The following is an 18,787-nucleotide window of genomic DNA, read 5'->3' as shown; positions in this document are numbered from 1 at the left end:
CGCTGGGCGGGAACGTTTCGAGCAAGCGGGGCTTTACGAAGGCCTCAACTCAGGAGCCCCTTTGCATGTTCGGACCGTGGTGGAAGCTCGGCATGGACACCGCGATGCTCGCCCTCGAATCGCAGGCGGTGATCGGCCTGCGGTTGGCGAAGCTCGCCGCCGGCGGCACGGGCGCGCAGATCGAAGCGCAGCGCATGATCAGCGAGAAGATGTTCGCGGCCGGCGAGGCCGCCATGACGATGGCCACGGGCGGTTCGACCCAGAGCGTCGTCTCCGGCTATCGCCGCAAGGTCCGCGCGAACCAGCGCCGGCTGTCGCGTCGGACCTGAAGGCCGGGTCGTCGACGGGGGCATTGTGGCCCGGATGAGACGCATCGCACCTGTGCCAATCCCGCGAATATTGCGGCGCAAGCGATTTAACCATCTCTTAACCATGCCCTCCCAAGGTTCGTGTCGGACGACCCCACGGGAGAGCATCATGGACACCATCGAGCACCGCGTGCGTGAGCGCGCCTACTACATCTGGGAAGGCGAGGGCCGCGTCGCGGGCCGGGCTGAGGCCCATTGGATCCAGGCCGAGATCGAGATCGCCGCTGCCCGCGTCGAGACCGCTCCCGCCGCCGAGGCGAGCGCCAAGAAGGCGCCCGCGCGCGCCAAGGCCCCGGCCAAGGCTGTCGCTGCCAAGCCGGCTCCGAAGGCCGCCGCCGCGAAATCGCCCGCCAAGCCGAAGAAGGCCTCCCGCGCGTCGACGACGGGAATCGCCCTGCACTGACACGCGCCGCAACGGCCTTTCGAGGCGCTCCGTACGACTCACGTGCGGAGCGCCTCGCGCATTTCGGCGGTCAGGAATCCCGTGCTGCCCATCGCTGGCTGCATGGCCGTGTTGCATGGAAGCATTCCAGGCTGTGCAAGGCCTGGGGATAGTCGGCAAAGCTATGGCGCGATCCGGCGGATGGCCTTAAAGGCCCGCGGCGAGACACGTCCGAGCGGGACCGGATCATGCAGACGACAGCCGAGCCGACTTCGAGCAAAGCGACCGGAGCACTCCAGCAGCAGGTCGCTGACGCGCTGCGCAACCAGACTCTCCCGATCAGCAAGCTGCTGCGGCTGATGTGGGCGATCGAGGCCGAGGCGAGCCCGGTCAGCGAGAGCCTGCGGGATCAGCTCCGTGCCAGGATCGGCGCGCCTCTCGCGAACTGACCCCCATCAGCGCCGGTGATGCCGGCGCTTTTTCTTTTGATGGGCGTGGCGTCCGGAATGCGACCCGCGCTTCATGCAGCCGAAATAGAGCTGCTTGCCGATCTCGCGCAGGCCGAGATTCAGCGGGTCGGGCATCGAGAACACCTTCGCCTTCGCCTCTGCACGGCAGGCGGCATCCTGCAGGCTGGTGATCGGCGGCTCTTCGGCCCGCGCCGCACCGGAGACGCCCAAGACGGCCAGGAACAGCATCGCACCGAGACAATGGGACCGAGCGGGCACAAGGCCCCCTCGCAGGCGGGCGACGTGACGCTGCATCAGGACGGCTCCCTCGCTCTCTCGATCTGCGGACGTTGTGCCGCCCCTCACGCCCGATCCCTGGTCAGGCGCATCGCCCCCGTCTGAACGATGGGGCGGCGACTCCGCAAGAGGGGTGGACGACTGAACCTGATTGCCGACCGCATGGTGGTCTTCGGCGATTGCTAGCCCGCACCGCTCACGGTCGCAGCCAGAGGCAGGACGCTTCCTTGACGTTCCTGCACTCGTAGGGGACGTCGCCGATCATCGAGCGCTTCTCGACCTCGCCGATCCGGTCGGCGGAAATGGCACGGCATCCGCCGATCTCGGCCGGGATGTCCGGTCCATCCGGGTTCTGCATGGTCAGGCGCCTCAGGGTTATGAGGTTGTCGCAGCCGACCACCGTCGCCGCCGGTGCGGCGAGAGCGTTGGCAGAGGTGAGCAGCAGCAGGCAGAGGGTCAGGGGCAGCCGCAAGGCAGCGTCTCCGGGTACGGTTACTCCCGCTCAAACTAGGCCGATTGCCGATTTTGCCCAGCCTTGGCAGCGTCGACCGGGCTCAGCGTTTGTTTTTCGGCTGAGCTGGAGACGCCCCGGCACCCCGCGCCGGTGTCGAGGGGGCGGGGGGCGGAGCCGCCGAGCCAGCCACGGTCCACTGGCAGATGCTGGTATTCTGCAGGCCGAGGCATTCATAGGCGCGGCCGTTCAAGGCGACGTGATCGGAGATGCCCGTTACCGCCTTCTTATCGAGGACCGAGCAGCCGAGATCGGATTTGGGATCGGTCACGACCTGCACCGCTGCTCCGGCATCACCCTTCGCATCGCGCAGCACCGCGCGCAGATTGGCGAGGGAGGCGCAGGCGATGATCGGCGAGGCGCCTGCCGTGCCGGTCGTGGACGGGACGTCGCCCGATCGGGAGGGCGCCTGTGCCGCACTCGGCAGGGCCGAGGCGGTGACGAGCAGAAAAGCGGTCGCGAAAGAGGCGCGCATCGACCTGTCCGAGAGATGCCGCCCGGGCTTTAGCACGGCGTCCACACAGGGAGCGATACGACCTTTGGGCTCAGGCGTTGGCGCGCCGGAGTTTCGCGTAGCGCTTCACCGCGCGCTCCCGCCGCAATCGCGTGAGCCTCTCGATCCAGAAGGTGCCGTCGAGCTGGTCGATCTCGTGCTGGAGGCAGGCTGCGAGGAAGCCCTCGGCCTCCTCTTCCTGCTCCAAGCCATCGAGATCGCGGTAGCGCACGCGGATGCGCGTCGCTCGCTCGACCGGCTCCGAGACGCCGGGCATCGATACGCTGCCCTCGACCTGCGGCGCCCTGTCCGGCGAAGCCTCGACGATCTGCGGGTTCACGTAAACGACATGCGCCAGATCCGGCTGCAAACGGATCACGACGAGGCGTGACGGCACGCCGATATGCGGCGCCGTGAGCCCGATGGCGGACACGGCGCACAACGCCTCGAAAACCTCTTCGGCGAGGGCACGCAACTCCTCGTCCCACGTCTCGACGGGCTGAGCGACGCTGCCCAGCCGAGCGTCGGGAAAGAAGATCAATTCGCGTGCAGGCATGTTCAGATCGACCGAAAACTATTCGCGAGCGAAGGTGGAGTAAAAATTCTCGAATGGAGCATTCGGCAAAAGTGCGCGGGATGTTCAGGCTTCGTTCAATGGCGCATCAATTGGCCGTGAACTGGCAGAGATCCTTCGAAAACAGCGCTAAACTTTTTTCGGAACGATGCCGGCCGCCCCGTGTTGGCCTCACAACCGTAGCATGAGAAAGGAGGTCTACTGTGAAGACCATGAAGATTATGCTCGCCGGCTCCATCCTTGCCGCCACCATGGCTGCAGCCGTACCTGCTTCTGCTCAGCGTATCACGATCGGCCCTGATGGTCCGGGCGTCGATCTGAGGAGCCGCGGACAGCGTGAACGCGACCGTGAATGGGCGCGACGCGACCGCGAGGACAGCTACTATCGTCAGCAGCGTTTCCGCGACCATGATCGTGGCTACCGCCGCGGCTACGATTACTGATTTAGAAGACAGCTGACGCTGTCGAGGGGCCGGGTGACCGGCCCCTTTTTCGTGGGCGCCCGGCGCGAACCCTCAGAGCGGGGCGCCTCGTCCCATTCGCGGTGGGCGATACGCGAGCGTTGCGTGATCGGGGCTGGGAAACCTCACCTTCGATGGTCGTCCCTCGCTTCGCATGTGCTGGTCCGCAACCTGCCACGAGGGCAGAGTCGGCTCCGCCTGCGTCCAATGGACGACCGAAGCCTCGTCGCACCATGTCATGAGACGGGGCATTGCGGCGCGATGCGCGCCCGCCGTCATGTAGCGGCGCATGCTGTCCTGGTCGTCCCACATCGTCAGGGTCCAGAACGTCATGACGCGGTCGGAAAGGACCGAGCCGGACAGCAAGCCCTGAGCCTGCCGCGCCTGACGACTGGTCCGAAACGCCATCCATAGGAAGGGGGGCAGGTAGCGGAACGAGCGCAGCCGCAGCCGCGTGACGTTGACGAAAGGCATGAACCCGACCGTTGGCCGATGCTGATCCGATCAAACGACCCACGTGCTTCGACCGTTGCCGCGTGTCGTGCGTCAGCTGCGCAGACGTGCCTCGCCGAACCTCACCATTCCCACTCGGCGCCGACGCCGAGAGAGGTGCGGCCGTCGCTGCCGGCCTCGCCGTTGAGCTTGATCCGGCGGGTGAGGTCGTAATTGACCGTCGCGGCCGTGTCGGCGGGTTTGGCGCCCGCCTTCACGCCGACGCTGAGATCCTTGGCAATGTAGCGCGAGGCGCCGACCGCCGGGCCGCCGCTGGCGCCGGTGGAGACGTCGAGGCTGTCGAGCCCAAGTCCCTTGCGGGCCGCCTCGAACGCGTCGGGGCCGCCGGATGCGCCGGAGAGCTGCGCAGCGGCCTGGGCGAGCTGCAAGGCCTGGAACGGTGACAGGCTGCCGGAGGCCTTCTTGAACAGGATGCGCGAGAGAACCTCGTCCTGCGGCAGGGCCGGATCGGAGGTCAGCGCGAAGGCGGGCTGGTTCGCGGGGCCGGTGACGGCGACACGGGCCGTCACGTCGGACGCCTTCGTCTCCGCGATGAAGTCGAGTTCGGGTGCCGTCACATCGCCGTTGAAGTTCAGGCGTCCACGGGTGAAGTCGAGGCGCTGGCCGACGATGCTGATCTTGCCGCGGCGCATCTCGAAATCGCCGTTGGCACGCGGATCGCGTGAGGAGCCGCTCACGCGCAGCTCGCCGCCGAGTTCGGCATCGATGCCGCGCCCGCGCACGAAGATGCGGTTCGGCGCGCTGATCACGAGGTCGAGGGTGGCATCGAACGGCGCGACGGCCTTGCCCTTGCGGCCGGCGGCGGCGATCTGCGCCTTGCGGTCGGCCCGCTTGGCGAGGCGGGCGCGAACCGCCGGCGTCGCGTTGACGTGGCGGATGCCGGGCAGCGGCTGCACCGTGGCAGGCAGCCGGTCGGGCACCGAGACGTCGATGGAGACGACATCGACCCGACCGCCGATCTTGGGTTTCTGGGCGAGCGGGCCGCTCAGTGCGAGGTTGAGGTTCGTCACCGCCGTCATCAGCGGGCTCGAGACGAGCTCGGCCTTGTCGGCGGTGATGCGCAGGGAGCCGGGAAAGCCCGAGGCCGGCTGCAACGCGACGCGGCCATCGACCGAGAGGCGGCCGCCGTTGCGGGTCGCGGCCGTCAGGCGTTCGAGCACGATGGTCTCGCCCTGGCCGGTGACGCGGCCCTGGATGTCGGTAAGGCGGATGCCGTTCAGCGGATCGGTGATGCTGCCGCCCGTCAGCGTGGCAGAGCCTTCGACGCGCGGCGCGGCGATGGTGCCGCTGACGCCCGCATCGAGGGCGACGCGGCCGCCGACGCGCTGGCCGCCGGTGCTTAGCAGGGAATTGGCCATCGCCGCATCGAGGCTACCGCGGGCCTTCAGCGCGAGCGCGCCGCCCGGCTCGATCGGGATGGAGCCTGCGACGGTGACCTCGGCGCCGCGCCCGGCCGAGACGCGGCCATCGATGCTGGCGGCACCGTCGCTCAGCGTGCCGCTCGCCTTGGCATCGATCGGCGGCAGGCCGGCCTTGCGGGTCTCCGGCGCGACGAGTCGCGATACCGTGAGCGCGTAATGCCCCTCGGGGCGCTGCGCCGAGCCGTGAATGTCGGCATCGCCTTCGACGGTGCCCGAGAGCGCGAGGCTCGGCGAGGCGATGCGGGCCATGGCCAGCGGCAGGGCGCGGATGCCGACCTTCAGGTCGAGGGTCTTGCCGGCGCGGCCCTGCACGCTGACACGGCCGGAGCCTGCTGCGATGCTCAAACCGTCGATCACGGCCGCGCCGTCCTCGATGGTCACGCTGGCTGGCCCCGCGAGCGCGACCTTGTCGCCGCCGCGGGTGGCCGAGAAGCGCTGCAGCTCGATCCTGGTCGCGCTGCCCGGCACCAGCCGGGCGGCACCGTCGAGGGCGAAGCCGCGCGCTTGGGCCGTCAAGGTGACGTCGCTCGCCGTTGGCGTCCCGGCGGCATTCAAGCGCACCGTGTCGATCGTCTGGCCAGCCGCGACGAGCCGGTCCGCATTGAGCCGGCCGTCCAGCGAGGGATGGGCGCGGACGTCGCGCGCCGTCAGGTCGGCATCGAGCCGGGCGAGGCCGTAGCGGTCGTAGCGCAGCGAGGCGCCCGTGGCGCGGATGGCGGCGTCCTGGCGACCGCCCTCGCGGGACAGCGTGATCGCCGCATCGAGATTGCCGCCCATCGGCGCGAGCGCCAGGGGTGAGAGATCGTCGAGATTGCCGGCGCGCAGCGCAATGCGGCCCTCGCTCAACAGTGTGTCGATGTTCACGGCCGCGCGGCCGTCGAGCGTGACGGAGCCGAGCGCGAAGGCGAGCTGGTCGAGCGAGAACTCCTTCGGCGCGGGCCTCGCAATCCGCGCCTCGCCGGTCAGCGGCTTCTCGGCGACGCTGCCGCTGAGCCGCACGGTGCCGTTGAGCGCGTTGGTCAGGTCGGCGAGGACCGCGTCGATGCGCATGTTCCGGATCGGCTTCGCATTCGCCGAAGCCTCCGGCACGGCGATGGTCGCGGTCAGAGACGGCGACAGGAGCGAGCCGGTGAGGTGGGCGTCGAGACCCGCGTGACCCTTCAGGCGCCCGTCGAGGGCGGCGAGGTCGCTGAGATCGACGCGGCCTGTGACGTCGGCCTGGGATTGGGTCGCCTGGCCCTGCAGGGTCGCGGCGATCGTGGCGCCGGCGAGCTTCAGCCGGTCGAAGCCGTAGCCGTCGAAGGCCTGAGAGACCCGGCCCGTCAGGGTCGGTTCGCGGCCGAGCAGACGGTCGGCGGCGTCGATGCCGAGGACGAGGCCCTGGCCGCGCAGGTCGAGATCGGCCGCGACGGATTTGCGGGCCGGGTCGCCGCTGAGCGCGGCCTTGGCGTCGAGACGGCCGGCGAGCGTCCGGCCCGCCATGCCCGAGAAAGCGCCGATATCGGCGAGCGCGGCTTCGACATTGCCAGTGAGGGTGTTTTGGCCGATGCGGCCGGCATAGGTCAGCCGGGCCGTGTCGGCGTCGAGGGTCAGGGTCGAGACGTCGAGATTGCCGTCGGTCGTCGAGGCCGCGCGCAGGGTGAGCGCGGCGCGCGAGCCGATGGCGCGGCGCAGGGCCGGGTCGGCGAGGCGCAGGCCCTCGATCTTGGCATCCGCCATCAGGGCGAAGCGGGTGGCCTTGGGATCGTTGCCGATCGGCTCGGCCCCAATCTTGGCTTCGATCCGGTCGAGAGACGATTCCCTGGTGCGAAGGCCGGCGGCATTGAGCGCGCCCTTCACCACGGGGGAGGCGAGGGGGCCCTTCAGGCTGCCGTCGAAGACAAGGGTCTGCAGCTCGGTCTCGTTCGCCTTGGTAACGCCGCCTTCGGTCGGGACGGCGCGGGCCTGGATCGCCATGTCGGCGACGCGATCCGCGGTGATCCCGCCGGTCGCGGCGAGACGGGCCGTGCGCGAGGTCAGCTCGAGGCGGTCGATGCGGAAGGCGCCGCTATCGGCGAAGCCGAGACTGCCTTCGAGCTTCGTGGTGCCGGAGAGGATGGCCGCGGCGGGACCCGGCACCAGCCCCTCGATCCGTGAGGCGAGATCGAGGCTCATCCGCCTCTCCTTGCCGATACGGGAGATGCGGGCGGTGCCCTTGGCGCCGATATCCGGCCCGGCATCGAAATCGAGCCGGGCGTTCCAGGCATCGAGGGTGCCGTGGCCTTCGAGATTGAGGTTGATCGGCGGTTCGCCCGGAAGACCACCCGCCTTCGAGAGCAGGCCATGCGCCTCTTCGACGAGGCTGGTCTTGAGTTCCAGCGTCTCGCCCTTCGGCACGAAGAGCAGCTTGGCGATGAAGCGCCCGGCGGCATCGAGGCGGCGGGCATCGACATTCAGATCGAGGCCCTCGGACGGGTTGCCGAGCTTGATCGTGCCGTCGGCGGCGAGGCGCGCCGGCTGGCCGGCGATGGGCTCGCCCAGCACGAGCTCGTTGAGCTTAAACCCCTTCACCTCGACCTTCACCGGCAGGTCCGGCAGCAGCTTGCCGTCGGGCGCCTCGGCCGGCACCGCGTTGGGGTCGGGCAGCGGCTTCCGCATGATCTCGAGGCGGCCGATCTCCAGGCTGTCGACCTGTAGGCGCCCGGAGAGCAGCGCGAGACGGCTCCAGACGAGCCGGGCGCGGTCGAGCTTCAGCCAGACGCCGTCGCGGTCGCTGATCGTGACGTCGCGGATGGTGGAATCGGAGGAGAGCGCCCCGTCGACGCCGCCGATCGTCACCTTGGAAGCCGGCGTCGAGAGAGTCTTCGACAGCAGGCCGCCGAGCATCGTCTTCTCGCCGTCGGCAGCGCTGGACAGCCCGACGGGGAGCGCGACTGCGAGGAGCAGCAGGACGAGAAACGCCGCGATCGCGCGGCTTCGTGCCGTTCCGGCAACCACCATCAAAACGCTTGCCCTAAGCTGATGTACAGGGCGACCGGGCGCTCGTGGTACCCCTTGATCGTGTCGAGCGGGAAAGCGAGGTCGACACGGATCGGGCCGATGCCCGTGTAGTAGCGCAGGCCGATGCCCGCCGCGGTCCGGATACGTTCATCGAAATCGGGCAGGGACGAGGCGAAGGCCGTTCCGGCATCGAAGAACGGCACCACGCCGATCGTGTCGGTGACCTTGATGCGGGCCTCGACCGAGGCCTCCAGCAGGCTGCGGCCGCCGATCGGCAGGTTGAAGGGTCCGCGCGGGCCCAGCGTGCGATAGGCGAACCCGCGCACCGATCCGCCTCCGCCGCCGAAGAAGCGGAAATTGTCCGGGATCTCCGACAGCGAGGCGCCCGAGACCGAGCCGAAGCCGAGGCGGCCGGCGAGGATGTAGTTCGCGTCCTCGTCGAGGGCGTAATAGGTCGAACCCTGCGCCTTCGCGACGAAGATGCCCGGATCGGAGCCGAGGAAGCTCGGATAGGGCGCTACCGAGGCCGAGAGGCGCACACCCTTGGTCGGGTCGAGCAGGCTGTCGGTCGAGTCGTAATTCACCGAGACCGGCACGCCGATCAGGCGGTAGTCGACGGTGCCCAGCGCGTCCTTCGAGCGCCCGACCTGGCCGTCGATGCCGACCTGGGCCGAGAAGCTGTCGGAGAAGCGATGGCGGATGCCGACCGAGGCGCCCGCGGCGTCGACGAGGTAGCTCTGCTGCACCTCGCGGGTGACGAAGACGTTCGCGAGAAGGTCGTTGCGGGTGCCGGCGAGCGCCGGCTTCACGAAGGTCGCCGAGAGCCGGCCACCGAGGCCCGTCGTGTCTATGCCGGCGAATTTGCGCTGCTGCGCGAAGGGATCGTAGCCGAGGCCGAGATAGTAGAGGTCGGCATCGATCCGCAGGGTCTCGCCGCCGCCGAACAGGTTGCGGTTGGCGTAATAGGCGCGCACGCCCGGCCCATCGACGGTGGAATAGCGTGCCGCGACGCCGAGCAGGTTGCGCTCGCGCTCGCCGATCTCGACGAAGACCGGCAGGTTGCCGTTGGCATCCAGCGTCTCGCCCTCGCGCACGCGGATCGCGCCGACACCCTCGACCTTCGCCACCGTCCGGCGGATCTCGGAAATGGCCTTGGGCGAATACGGATCGCCGGGCTCCGAATAGATGAAGGAGCGGATCACCGCCGGGTCGATGCCCTCGCCGCCCGAGACGGCGACCTCGCCGATGCCAGCCCTCGGGCCGGGATCGACGGTGAAGGTCACGTCCATCACGTGCGCGGCGTCGTCGACGACCGGATCGCGCGAGATCACCTTGGCGAAGGGATGGCCGAGCGACCGGAACCGGTCGACGATCTTCGCCTCGCGGGCGAGCACCGTGGCCGAGCGGGCCGGCGCATCGTCTTCGACGCGGAGGATCTTCGGCGGCAGCACGTCGCTCGGGAAGCCGCGCCCGGCGCGGTCGCGGACGGTGACCGAGCGGACCGTGTAGGCCGGGCCGAGATCGACGACGATCTTCACCGGCACCAGCGCACGGCTGCGAGAGGTCTCGGCCGCGCGGGCCGCCGCGGCGAGCGACGATTCTCCGGTGACGGTGACGCCGTCGACGCGGATCGTCACCGTGCCCTGGTAGAAACCGTATCCGGAGAGAACCTCGGTGAGGCGACGCAAGTCGGCCTCGGCCCGGCGCACCAGCCCCTCGCCGTCGGGCGGCGCCTCCTGGCGCAGGCGATAGAGGGTCGAGGTGTCCTGAAGGGCCTGCACCACGTCGTTGTCGTCGACGCCGGTGATGCGCACCGTATAGGGCAAAGCCGTCGCACTCGGCTGCGGCGGCTCCTCTTCCGAACCGAACAGGCCGAAGAAATCGAAGGCGCGGGCCGGCTGCGGCACGGCCAAGGCGGCTATGCACGCAATCGTCAGCGCCAAGATGGGCTGGCGGCCGAAACGGCGGCTAGGGAAACTGGGGGCCCTCGAGGGGGTCAGGACAAGCACTGGATCGCGATGGTCATCCAGTCGTGTGCGTCAGCGCACCGAAGCTTTGTCCGCGAATGTCCAACGAACCGTCTGCCATCTGCTCACCCCTCGACGGATAGGCCGCTCGGGGCGTCGGGACGAGCCGTCGAAAGGCTCGGACCGGACGCTGTTCTGCGGCTTTCGTTATGGCCAAGCCTAGCCGCAAGGTGGGGGGCGGGGCAACCTTGGCGGCCTTTTCGCCCTCCCTTCCCTACGGTTGACGAGAGCGTGAGGGGGAGATTCCAACAGGTTGTGAACTCTTGTCGCTCCGGCGGGCGCGACCTAACTCAAGGCCATCGCGCGACCCACGGCCGCCTCGCCAGCACCCGTCCACGACGGAGTGCTGCGGCCGAGTGACGACTTCCGCTGTGACGGATGCGTCGGCCTCGATCGAGGCAGGGCACGATACGCGGAAAGGGTCGGCAGAACGGAGATGACCGAATGCAGACGGGTACCGTAAAATGGTTCGATGAGATCAAGGGTTACGGCTTCATCCAGCCCGATACCGGCGGCAAGGACGTGTTCGTTCACGTCTCGGCTGTTCAGGCGGCTGGCCTGCGTGGTCTCGCCGAAGGTCAGAAGGTGAGCTTCGATGTCGAGAACGATAAGCGTAGCGGCAAGGCCGCGGCCGTGAACCTGCAGGCCGGCTGAGGTCGCCTAAGATCAGCGTTAAGCGTCTTCGAAGATTTCGCGCAACGCTTGCTGAAAATCTTCCGCGAAAGGCGTGCCCGAAGCTCGCCTTCTGTTGATTGTTGCGGCGCAAACGTGCATCGGCTGCGCCGTTGCGTAACCCGGCTTCGATCCGGGTCCCTCCCGCCGTGGATTTCTGCTCAGACCCCGGCGGGGTTTCGACTCACGACACGAGAAAGGTCAGATGGGCGCATTCGACTATCGCAATTTCGACGACCGCCGCCAGAATTCTCAGAATGCCAAGGCGGCCCTGCTTGAGAAGTTCAAGTCCCGGCCGGCCCTCGACGATCCCGAGATGATCGCCAAGGCCAAGGCCCGCGCCGAGGTCGCCAAGGCACGTGAGGACCGGACCCGCGAGCGCGAGCGCGCCCGCGTCGAAGCCGAGCGCAAGGCGGCCGAGGAGAAGCGGCTCCGCGAGGAGGCCGAGCTCAAGGCCCAGATCGAGCGCGAAGAGGCGGAAGCCGCCGCACTCGCCGCACGCAAGATGCAGGAAGCCGAGGAGCGCAAGGCTGCACGCGATGCGCGCTACGCCGCCCGCAAGGCCCGCGTGAAGATCAAGCGCTGATCGACTGCAGGCGCCGCAAGGTCGGCGCCGCTGTCCTCTCGAAACGAGAATCGATCGAGCCGGGCTCCTCGCGGGTCCGGCTTTTTCGTTCTACGCTGCTGTCTCGATCCGCGTCGTTTCCGTCGCGGATCTGCACTCGAGGAGACCGACATGACCAGCGTCGACGTCGAGATGGTGAAATGTGCCTGCCCGGACTGCGTCTGCGTGGTCTCGGTCGAGAAGGCGGTCCAACACGACGGCAAGGCCTTCTGCTGCGACGAATGCGCGAAGGGGCATCCCGATCACGACGGCTGCAACCACGCCGGCTGCAGCTGCCACGGCTGAGCCGGCTGGGCCTCAGAACCGTGCGGTCATGAACAGCCGCACGTTTCGTCCCTGCAGCAGGATCTCGTCCTTCTTGAAGGAGGCCGAGTTGCGGATGTCATCGTCGAGCAGGTTGCGGCCCTGCAGGCCGAGCGTGATCTCGTTGGCGCCGTAGACGGCCGGGTCGAGCGTCTTGGTGTAGCTGACCTCCGCGCGCAGGTCGTTCCAGCCCGCTGTCGTGGTCTCGAAGGCCGCGATCTCGGTATGGTCGAAGGCGTGGAGCAGGTTGACGCGCGCATACCAACCATCGGCGCGCACGAAGACACCGCCGCCGAGGCGATGCGGCGGGATGCGCGGCACGTAGCTGCCGTCATCGAACTGTGCGTGCACGAAGTCGTATTGCGCCTCGATGCCCGCCCAGCCGTTTCCGACGGGAAGCAGATCGATCTGCGCGCCGATCTCGGCGCCGTAGAAGGTCGCGTTCTGCTGCTTGTAGACGATCTGGCGCAGCTCGTTGCCGCTGCCGCAGGAGGCGAAGTCGTCGTCGCAGAGCGCGCCCGTGTAGTTGCGGTAGATGAAGCCCGTATAGCGCGTGTAGTAGCCGGTGGCGTCGAGCCGGAACGGCCCCTCGGCGCGGCGGATGCTGATCTCGGCCGTGCGGGCGCGTTCCAGCTTCAGGTTCGGATTGCCGATCTCGAAGGTCGCAGTGGCGTCGTGCGGACCCTGCGAAAACAGCTCGTAGCCCGTCGGCGCGCGCTCGACATAAGAGCCGTTCAGGCTGGCGACGAAGCCGTAGGGCAGGTCCTGCAGCGCGCCGAAGCTGGCGCTTTTAGGGGCGAAGCGTCGGGTCAGGCGAAACTGCTCGGGGTCCTCCCCGGGCACCGGCAGATAGTCCGACGGAAACAGCGTCGCGGTGCTCGCGATCCGGTCTCCCTCGATGCGGCCGGCGGCCTGGAAGCGCAGGCCGTTGCCGACTTTCAGCTCCTCGAACAGGTAGGCGGCGTTGCTGCGCGAATCCGTCGGCGGCAGGAAGGATTCGAGTGCCGAGTTCAGCACCCTGCGTCCGCTCTGCAGGCCGAGCGCGCCGGTGAGCGTGCCGAAGGGCAGCGTCACCGGCACGTGCTGCAGCTCGACCCGGCCTTCGACCTCGCGATTCTTGAAGGTCGCCTGCAACCCGTCGATGCCGTTCTCGCCGATCCCGATCTCGTCGTGACGATAGACCGAGCCGCCGGCCCAGTAGCGGATCACCTCGAAGGGACCCTGTGTCGGCCGGTACTCGCCGCGTGACATCAGCTTGTCCTGGCGCGGATCGAGCCGGGTGCGCGCCTCCTCGGCCTCGCCGCCAGGGATCTGATAGAGCGCATCGTAATGGCTGAAGGCGATGCCGACGAAGCCCTGGTCGCCGATTGCCGAGATACCGACCGAGCCGCCCTGGGACTGCGTCGCCGAATTGCGCTGGATGCCGCCGGGGATGGCGTAGCTGTCGGTGGCGCTGGCAAAGCCGTCAGCGTGGACCGCGATGCCGTCTCCTCCGGCATCGACCGTCGCGGCGCCGAGCCGGCCGTTATCGACGCTCGAGAAGCCGGTGGTGACCTGTCCGGAATAGCCCTTGGCCGGAATGAAGGTCGGCACCCGGTTGTTCTCGGACGAGACGACGCCGCCGATCGAGCCCGAGCCGTAGCGCAACGTCGCCGGACCGCGGATCACCTCGATGCGCTGATCGACCAGCGGGTTCATCGGCACGCCGTGATCCTCGCCGAGGTCGGACACGTCGCCGGTGATGACGCCGTTTTCCTGGATGCGCACCCGCGCATTGTCGAGGCCGCGGATGATCGGCCGCGAGGCGGCGCCGGGCGCGTAGCTCGAGGAGGACAGGCCGGGCCGGTCGGCCAGCGCATCGCCGAGCGTGGTCGGCTGGTTGCGCGAGATCTGGTCCTGCGTGACCACGGTGACAGGCGAAAACGTGTCGGTCGCCACCGGCAGTACGCCCGTCGCCACGGCGCCCGGTTGGCTGCCCTTGGGCTGCACGGGGCTGACCGACGTCACGGCGATCTCTTCCAGCGACTCGGATTGAGGCGCCGCCACGGCCGCGAGCGGAAGCAGAACGGTGGCGAGCATCGTCCCGGCGAGCAGACTGGCCCGCCGCGATCCGCTCTGCAGCCCGACCCCGATCACGATACGCATCACACCTCGCCAGTAAAACGTTACAACGTTTCATCCAGTGAATGTGATAATGTTACAAGATGGAATCGCGGGTCCTTGGCGGACGTTTGAGCGGTGTTGCACGAGCGCATCGGCTCGCCGCACGCGGTGACAGAGAGCTGCCGCAGAGGTGAGGCCGGTCGGTCAGCCGGGAAAAGTCAGGCCGGCCCGGTCGCCACGGGGCGCGTCTCGTCCGACCCCCAATCCGACCAGGAGCCGTCATAGAGCGCCTTCGGGGGATGCCCGAGGGTTTCCAGCGCCAGCGCGATGATCGCCGCGGTGACGCCGGAGCCGCAGGTCGTGATGATCGGCTGCTCGAGATCGACCCCGGCCTCGGCGAAAGCGGCGCGGAGCGAGGCCTTGTCCTTGAGGCGGCCATTCGCCTGCAGGGCGGCGTAGTGCACGTTGCGGGCGCCGGGCATGTGGCCGGGGCGGACACCGGGGCGCGGCTCGGCCTCCTCGCCGCGGAAGCGCGGGCCGGAGCGGGCATCGACGACCTGAGCCGAGCTCCGGTCGAGAGCGCGGGCCACGTCGCTGCCGTTGGCGACGGCGCCCTGATCGAGCCGAGCGGTGAAATGCCGGCGCTCGCGGGCGCGGCCCTCGCCATCCTCGGTCGGATAACCCGCGGCGAGCCAGGCCGGCATGCCGCCTTCGAGGATCTCGACGTCGCGCACGCCGTAGGTGCGCAGCATCCACCAGACGCGCGGAGCGGAAAACAGGCCGAGCCCGTCATAGACGACGAAATGCGCGCCATCGCCGATGCCGAGCGCCCGCATACGAGAGCTGAACACCTCCGGACGCAGGAGCATGTGAGGGAGCGGAGAGGTCTCGTCGCTCATCGCGTCGATGTCGAAGCGGATGGCGCCGGGAACATGCGCGGCCCGATACTCGGCCTCCGCGTCCCGTCCCTGCGCGGGCAGATAGCAGGAGGCGTCGAGCACCACGATGTCCGGCGCGGTGAGGCGCTCTTTGAGCCAGTCCGGCGTGACGAAGGGCGGGGTCGCCATGGTTCTCTCGTTCGGCTTTTTGCGCGGTGCAATCAACCACATCCGGGACGGGCATGCACGCCGTCCGTAGACGCAGGTTGCCACGCCCCTTACCGCGCTCGGCCCCGTTGGCACGATCCGTCCGATCACATGCCGGTGAAGAGGTGAAAGGCGGGGATGCACGCCGATCGATGCCGGCGCGGCATGAATGGACCTGCCGCCGGCTGTCCCGGCGTTCTATGTGGTGGTCCGATCCAACCCGATCCGGAGCCGACCGGCCGTTGTCCTTCCGCGAGACCTTTCACATCGAGCTGCTGGGTGTCCAAGACGGCGCTGCGGCCGAGCCCATCCAGCAGCGCATTACCGTCCGCACAAGCGACCTCGACGGCGCCACGGAGCGCGCGCTTCGGCTGTTCGCCCGGGCTCGCGCACCCCAGCGCACCGAGGTGCGTCCCGAGGCCGTGCGCGTCATCGACGGCGCCGGCCGCGAGGTGTTCCGCTGGAGCCGGTTCGACGAGCCGGGGGGCTGACCTGCACGCGTTCGATCAGGCTTTCGAGGTGCGGACCCGTGCTGCCTGAGCGCGCAAGCCCTCGAGCGCGACGGCCGGCCGAAACAGCCTGTCTCCGCCGCCGGCCTCGATCAGGCCGTGGGCGAGCCGCCTGCGTTCGCTCCAGAAGGTCTCGATCAGCGGGAAGTTCGGAGGTGCGCAGGAATCGGCCGCGGCGATGCGCGGGTCAGCGAGCAGCGAGCGCGTCACGCGCTCGACGAGAAGCGCGCCGGGCGAGTTCTTCGCCTCGGTCTCGTCGTGGGCGATCTTGAGGAACCAGAAGGTCGAGGCGGTCTCGAGCGAAAGCGACACCGCGAGGCTGCGCCCATCGCGGCGCAACCGGTCGAAGCGGATGCGACGGTCCGTACCGTAGGATCGGACCAGGCCCGCGAGAAAGGCCGCCTCGTTCGGCCGCTTCGCGACGGCCGTGCCGGCCTGTCCCTTCCAGCCGGCGGATTCGAGCGCGATGTAATCGTCGAGTGCCTCTGCGAGCCGGCCGGGCTCCCGGACGATCTCGTGCTCCACGGAGGCGTCGGCCGAGATCCGCCGGAAGAGGCGGGCGAGCTGGCGCGCCTTGCGCTCCGAGAGGTGGGCATCGAGATAGGCGTCCCGCGTCCCGTCTCGTCCCACCGCCGGGGCGAGGAAGCCGCGCTCGTGCGCCCAGAAATCGGCGCGTCGGCGTCCGCTCCGAGCCAGCACGTCGTCGAGAAGCGCGGCAAAGGGGCCGTCGAGCGGCAGATACGGCATCAGCAGCCGGCGCGGCAGGCCGAGATGGCGAGGGGCGTCGAGCAGGGCCCGCAGCGCCGGTGCGGCCTCGCTTTTCGCGAGGAGCGGCGCACCGAAGATCGAGAAGCCGTGCGTCCAGCCCATCAGGGCCGGAATCGGCACGCCCCAGCGGCGCACGACGCGACAGGGCCAGAGCGCGAGCAGGCGGGCGCCCGGCGCCTCGGGCGGACGATCGCTGACGGTGAGGAGCCGGATGCCACCGCCGAAGGCGTGGGCCGCCGCCAGGGCGAATTCCGGTTCGAAGAACAGGTTCTCGACCAGCGGATCGCGGGCGAGGTCGCGCCAGGCCGGCAGCAGCGGCGAGCCCGCATCGAGCGGGAGGGCCGCGACAACGAGGCCCTCGGCGGTTCGCCCGGTGCTCGGCATCAGGCGGCGCGCCGCGCCCGGCGCGTGAGGATCTCGGCGAGGCCGATGATATTGAAGCGCCAGGCCGCGCCGGCGGCAGCCAGGCCGATCACGGCGGCCTTGAGCACGAGCAGGGCCGGTGTGCGTCCGCCTGCGACGAGATCGAGCGCCGAGGTCGCGGCATAGGCCAGCAGCGCGCAGGCTGCGATCGCGACGATGTCGAGGACCGGCACCGGCATCTGCACCCGCCCTTTGGCAGCGACGATGTAGACGAGGCAGGCCACCGCCTGTCCGGCAGCGAGCGCGATGGCCGCGCCCTTCACGCCGTAATGCGGGATCAGCAGCAGCGACAGGCCGCCGGTCGCGGCGAGAAGCGCCCCGGAGGCGACGGCGTCCAGCGTGCTCGATCCGTTGAAATAGATCACCTGCCCGAAATAATAGGCGCGGAACATCATACAGATGCTCGCCACGATCAGGTAAGGCGCCACCGCCATCGCCGAGGCGCGGTAGCTCGGGCCGAGCAGGATCGACACGACGACCTCGTCGAAGGTCAGGAAGAACACCGCTCCGAAAGCGCCGATCAGCGTGAGCGCGCGCGCCGCATCGCGCAGGACCGGATTGGCAGCTTCCATGCCGCCGCCGCGGGCGTCCCGCTTGGCGATGGAGATCATCGACAGGGCGATGCTCTCGCCGAACACGACGAAGCTCTGGCGCAGGAAGTCGCCGATCGCGCCGTAGGCGCCGAGATCCTCGGTGCCGATCGTCTTGCCGATGATCAGCCGGTCGATCGTCTGCGCCAGCGCGGCGATGCCGAAGGAGATCACCAGCGGCCAGCCATAGGCGAGCAGTCGCCGCGCCTCGATCAGGCTGCCCCGGCCCCCGCGGATCTGCGGCCAGACCGACAAAGCCGCCGGTATGGCCGCCAGCGCATTGGCGAGCCCGAAGGCCAGGACGAGGTCGAGGGCGTCGCCGGTAGAGGCGAGGGCCGCGCTTCCCAGCGCCAGGACCAGCACGCCGCGGGACACCACCGACATCGCGACGGCCTCCGCGGCGAGGCGCGTGCGCGCGATCTCGTTCATGCCCTCGAAGAGCGTGATGCCGACCGTAGCCGCGACGACCGCCATCGCGAAGCGGGGATCGGTCAGGCCGAGCGCGGCAGCCGTGCCCATGGCCAGCGCCGTCAGCGTGAGCAGGATCGCGAGCATCCGCACCAGCGTGGCGATCTGGGTCGGTCCGCGTGCCTCGTCATAGAGGGCGAAGAATGCGAATTTCGGCCATTGGCAGGTCGCTCCGTAGAGCACGATCGACCAGGACAGGATCAGGAGATAGGTGCCGAAGGTGTCGACGGGCGCCAGCCGCGTGAAAGCGGCCAGCGAGGCCATGTTGAGCGCCGCCGCAACGGCCCGCGAGCCGACATAGGTCAGGGTATGGCGCGCGATCATCCGCGTCCTCGGGCGGCGACGCGCCGGCGCGGAGGCGTTCCGCCGCGCTGGTCCGTCACCTGACCGTGTAGCACGAGCTCGGGTTCGATCTCGCTTCGAAACGCAGCACCGGCTGTGTGGACGCCGATCGGTTGCGATCGTGCCATTTCCGGACATGAACTTCGCATCGGGTCTCCTGCCGTGATGCCGTTGCAGTCGCCGTGCCGTTTTCGGCTGGTGGGTTCGCGAGCACGGCATGAGTTGCATTGACTTCGCGTTGCAACATGCGCATATCGCAAGCGCAGCGTCAGCGGCCGATATGAGGTCCGCTTGAGAGGGCTGCGTGACGGTCCATGTCCGCGCATCGCGTCGGACGCGTTCCGGCCCCTCTCTTCATAACGTGCATGCACCTGACTGCCCCATCACGCGGGCTGTCCCCGACAACGGACCGAACGAACTCTCG

19 protein-coding genes are annotated in these 18,787 nt (G+C 68.8%); 8 read left to right on the top strand and 11 right to left on the bottom strand.

The window, feature by feature from the left end; all coding sequences use genetic code 11:
* The first annotated feature begins 65 nt into the window (after positions 1–65).
* The 3 genes from HCU64_RS01915 to HCU64_RS01905 all read left to right on the top strand — a co-directional run bounded on the left by HCU64_RS01915 (position 66) and on the right by HCU64_RS01905 (position 1,199).
* The gene (locus HCU64_RS01915; protein WP_233382099.1) at positions 66–329 is read left to right on the top strand and encodes a hypothetical protein; all 264 of its coding nucleotides are present in this window, start codon (positions 66–68) and stop codon (positions 327–329) included.
* Between the two features lie 148 nt (positions 330–477).
* A complete protein-coding gene (locus HCU64_RS01910; RefSeq protein WP_233382098.1) occupies positions 478–771 on the top strand; it encodes a DUF2934 domain-containing protein in 294 nt (97 codons plus the stop codon).
* A gap of 227 nt (positions 772–998) precedes the next feature.
* Positions 999–1,199, top strand: a complete 201-nt coding sequence (locus tag HCU64_RS01905; protein WP_233382097.1) for a hypothetical protein — start codon at positions 999–1,001, stop codon at positions 1,197–1,199.
* A gap of 6 nt (positions 1,200–1,205) precedes the next feature.
* Here HCU64_RS01905 and HCU64_RS01900 read toward each other — a convergent pair whose 3' ends face one another.
* The 4 genes from HCU64_RS01900 to HCU64_RS01885 form a co-directional block, all read right to left on the bottom strand.
* A complete protein-coding gene (locus HCU64_RS01900) occupies positions 1,206–1,514 on the bottom strand; it encodes a hypothetical protein (RefSeq protein WP_233382096.1) in 309 nt (102 codons plus the stop codon).
* A gap of 178 nt (positions 1,515–1,692) precedes the next feature.
* On the bottom strand, positions 1,693–1,968 hold the full coding sequence (locus tag HCU64_RS01895) for a hypothetical protein (RefSeq protein WP_233382095.1): 276 nt from the start codon (positions 1,966–1,968) through the stop codon (positions 1,693–1,695).
* 82 nt (positions 1,969–2,050) lie between these two features.
* Positions 2,051–2,482, bottom strand: coding sequence for a hypothetical protein (locus HCU64_RS01890; protein WP_233382094.1), 432 nt, complete (start codon positions 2,480–2,482; stop codon positions 2,051–2,053).
* 70 nt (positions 2,483–2,552) lie between these two features.
* Complete coding sequence (locus HCU64_RS01885) at positions 2,553–3,056, bottom strand: peptide deformylase (RefSeq protein WP_233382093.1); 504 nt, start codon at positions 3,054–3,056, stop codon at positions 2,553–2,555.
* A gap of 230 nt (positions 3,057–3,286) precedes the next feature.
* Here HCU64_RS01885 and HCU64_RS01880 point away from each other — a divergent pair, with 230 nt between their 5' ends.
* On the top strand, positions 3,287–3,517 hold the full coding sequence (locus tag HCU64_RS01880; protein WP_233382877.1) for a hypothetical protein: 231 nt from the start codon (positions 3,287–3,289) through the stop codon (positions 3,515–3,517).
* 72 nt (positions 3,518–3,589) lie between these two features.
* Here HCU64_RS01880 and HCU64_RS01875 read toward each other — a convergent pair whose 3' ends face one another.
* The 3 genes from HCU64_RS01875 to HCU64_RS01865 form a co-directional block, all read right to left on the bottom strand.
* A complete protein-coding gene (locus HCU64_RS01875; RefSeq protein WP_233382092.1) occupies positions 3,590–4,009 on the bottom strand; it encodes a DUF3291 domain-containing protein in 420 nt (139 codons plus the stop codon).
* A gap of 101 nt (positions 4,010–4,110) precedes the next feature.
* A complete protein-coding gene (locus HCU64_RS01870; RefSeq protein WP_233382091.1) occupies positions 4,111–8,448 on the bottom strand; it encodes a translocation/assembly module TamB domain-containing protein in 4,338 nt (1,445 codons plus the stop codon).
* Positions 8,448–10,361, bottom strand: coding sequence for an autotransporter assembly complex protein TamA (locus HCU64_RS01865; protein ID WP_233382090.1), 1,914 nt, complete (start codon positions 10,359–10,361; stop codon positions 8,448–8,450). Before HCU64_RS01865 ends, HCU64_RS01870 begins: the two co-directional genes overlap by 1 nt.
* A gap of 558 nt (positions 10,362–10,919) precedes the next feature.
* Here HCU64_RS01865 and HCU64_RS01860 point away from each other — a divergent pair.
* The 3 genes from HCU64_RS01860 (at position 10,920) to HCU64_RS01850 (ending at position 12,057) form a co-directional block, all read left to right on the top strand.
* Positions 10,920–11,129, top strand: coding sequence for a cold-shock protein (locus tag HCU64_RS01860; RefSeq protein WP_183508627.1), 210 nt, complete (start codon positions 10,920–10,922; stop codon positions 11,127–11,129).
* A 223-nt stretch (positions 11,130–11,352) separates the two neighbouring features.
* On the top strand, positions 11,353–11,733 hold the full coding sequence (locus HCU64_RS01855) for a DUF6481 family protein (protein ID WP_233382089.1): 381 nt from the start codon (positions 11,353–11,355) through the stop codon (positions 11,731–11,733).
* Between the two features lie 150 nt (positions 11,734–11,883).
* A complete protein-coding gene (locus HCU64_RS01850) occupies positions 11,884–12,057 on the top strand; it encodes a metallothionein (protein ID WP_233382088.1) in 174 nt (57 codons plus the stop codon).
* 12 nt (positions 12,058–12,069) lie between these two features.
* Here the strand turns inward: HCU64_RS01850 and HCU64_RS01845 are convergent, their stop codons facing one another.
* Together HCU64_RS01845 and sseA are read right to left on the bottom strand one after the other, a co-directional pair.
* On the bottom strand, positions 12,070–14,220 hold the full coding sequence (locus HCU64_RS01845) for a TonB-dependent receptor (protein WP_442785887.1): 2,151 nt from the start codon (positions 14,218–14,220) through the stop codon (positions 12,070–12,072).
* A 176-nt stretch (positions 14,221–14,396) separates the two neighbouring features.
* Positions 14,397–15,245 carry a 3-mercaptopyruvate sulfurtransferase gene (sseA, locus tag HCU64_RS01840; RefSeq protein ID WP_233382087.1) on the bottom strand — a complete coding sequence of 283 codons (849 nt, stop codon included), beginning with the start codon at positions 15,243–15,245 and terminating at the stop codon, positions 14,397–14,399.
* A gap of 260 nt (positions 15,246–15,505) precedes the next feature.
* Here sseA and HCU64_RS01835 point away from each other — a divergent pair, with 260 nt between their 5' ends.
* Positions 15,506–15,754 (top strand): hypothetical protein, encoded by a 249-nt coding sequence (locus HCU64_RS01835; RefSeq protein ID WP_233382086.1) that lies wholly within the window; start codon positions 15,506–15,508, stop codon positions 15,752–15,754.
* Between the two features lie 15 nt (positions 15,755–15,769).
* Here the strand turns inward: HCU64_RS01835 and HCU64_RS01830 are convergent, their stop codons facing one another.
* The gene (locus HCU64_RS01830) at positions 15,770–16,924 is read right to left on the bottom strand and encodes a GNAT family N-acetyltransferase (protein WP_233382085.1); all 1,155 of its coding nucleotides are present in this window, start codon (positions 16,922–16,924) and stop codon (positions 15,770–15,772) included.
* The gene (locus HCU64_RS01825) at positions 16,924–18,345 is read right to left on the bottom strand and encodes a lipopolysaccharide biosynthesis protein (RefSeq protein WP_233382084.1); all 1,422 of its coding nucleotides are present in this window, start codon (positions 18,343–18,345) and stop codon (positions 16,924–16,926) included. Before HCU64_RS01825 ends, HCU64_RS01830 begins: the two co-directional genes overlap by 1 nt.
* Between the last annotated feature and the right edge of the window lie 442 nt (positions 18,346–18,787).

This window comes from Methylobacterium sp. C25 (genome assembly GCF_021352225.1).
Lineage (GTDB): Bacteria > Pseudomonadota > Alphaproteobacteria > Rhizobiales > Beijerinckiaceae > Methylobacterium.
The sequence above is the reverse complement of the archived record's forward strand: the minus strand, read 5'-3'. Positions and strand labels throughout refer to the sequence as shown.

Excerpts from the sequence above, each read along its gene's own strand:
- HCU64_RS01915 (WP_233382099.1), top strand. The coding sequence starts at position 66 with ATGTTCGGACCGTGGTGGAAGCTCGGCATGGACACCGCGATGCTCGCC.
- HCU64_RS01910 (WP_233382098.1), top strand. The coding sequence starts at position 478 with ATGGACACCATCGAGCACCGCGTGCGTGAGCGCGCCTACTACATCTGG.
- HCU64_RS01905 (WP_233382097.1), top strand. The coding sequence starts at position 999 with ATGCAGACGACAGCCGAGCCGACTTCGAGCAAAGCGACCGGAGCACTC.
- HCU64_RS01900 (WP_233382096.1), bottom strand. The coding sequence starts at position 1,514 with ATGCAGCGTCACGTCGCCCGCCTGCGAGGGGGCCTTGTGCCCGCTCGG.
- HCU64_RS01890 (WP_233382094.1), bottom strand. The coding sequence starts at position 2,482 with ATGCGCGCCTCTTTCGCGACCGCTTTTCTGCTCGTCACCGCCTCGGCC.
- HCU64_RS01885 (WP_233382093.1), bottom strand. The coding sequence starts at position 3,056 with ATGCCTGCACGCGAATTGATCTTCTTTCCCGACGCTCGGCTGGGCAGC.
- HCU64_RS01880 (WP_233382877.1), top strand. The coding sequence starts at position 3,287 with ATGAAGATTATGCTCGCCGGCTCCATCCTTGCCGCCACCATGGCTGCA.
- HCU64_RS01875 (WP_233382092.1), bottom strand. The coding sequence starts at position 4,009 with ATGCCTTTCGTCAACGTCACGCGGCTGCGGCTGCGCTCGTTCCGCTAC.
- HCU64_RS01870 (WP_233382091.1), bottom strand. The coding sequence starts at position 8,448 with ATGGTGGTTGCCGGAACGGCACGAAGCCGCGCGATCGCGGCGTTTCTC.
- HCU64_RS01860 (WP_183508627.1), top strand. The coding sequence starts at position 10,920 with ATGCAGACGGGTACCGTAAAATGGTTCGATGAGATCAAGGGTTACGGC.
- HCU64_RS01855 (WP_233382089.1), top strand. The coding sequence starts at position 11,353 with ATGGGCGCATTCGACTATCGCAATTTCGACGACCGCCGCCAGAATTCT.
- HCU64_RS01850 (WP_233382088.1), top strand. The coding sequence starts at position 11,884 with ATGACCAGCGTCGACGTCGAGATGGTGAAATGTGCCTGCCCGGACTGC.
- HCU64_RS01845 (WP_442785887.1), bottom strand. The coding sequence starts at position 14,220 with ATGCGTATCGTGATCGGGGTCGGGCTGCAGAGCGGATCGCGGCGGGCC.
- sseA (WP_233382087.1), bottom strand. The coding sequence starts at position 15,245 with ATGGCGACCCCGCCCTTCGTCACGCCGGACTGGCTCAAAGAGCGCCTC.
- HCU64_RS01830 (WP_233382085.1), bottom strand. The coding sequence starts at position 16,924 with ATGCCGAGCACCGGGCGAACCGCCGAGGGCCTCGTTGTCGCGGCCCTC.
- HCU64_RS01825 (WP_233382084.1), bottom strand. The coding sequence starts at position 18,345 with ATGATCGCGCGCCATACCCTGACCTATGTCGGCTCGCGGGCCGTTGCG.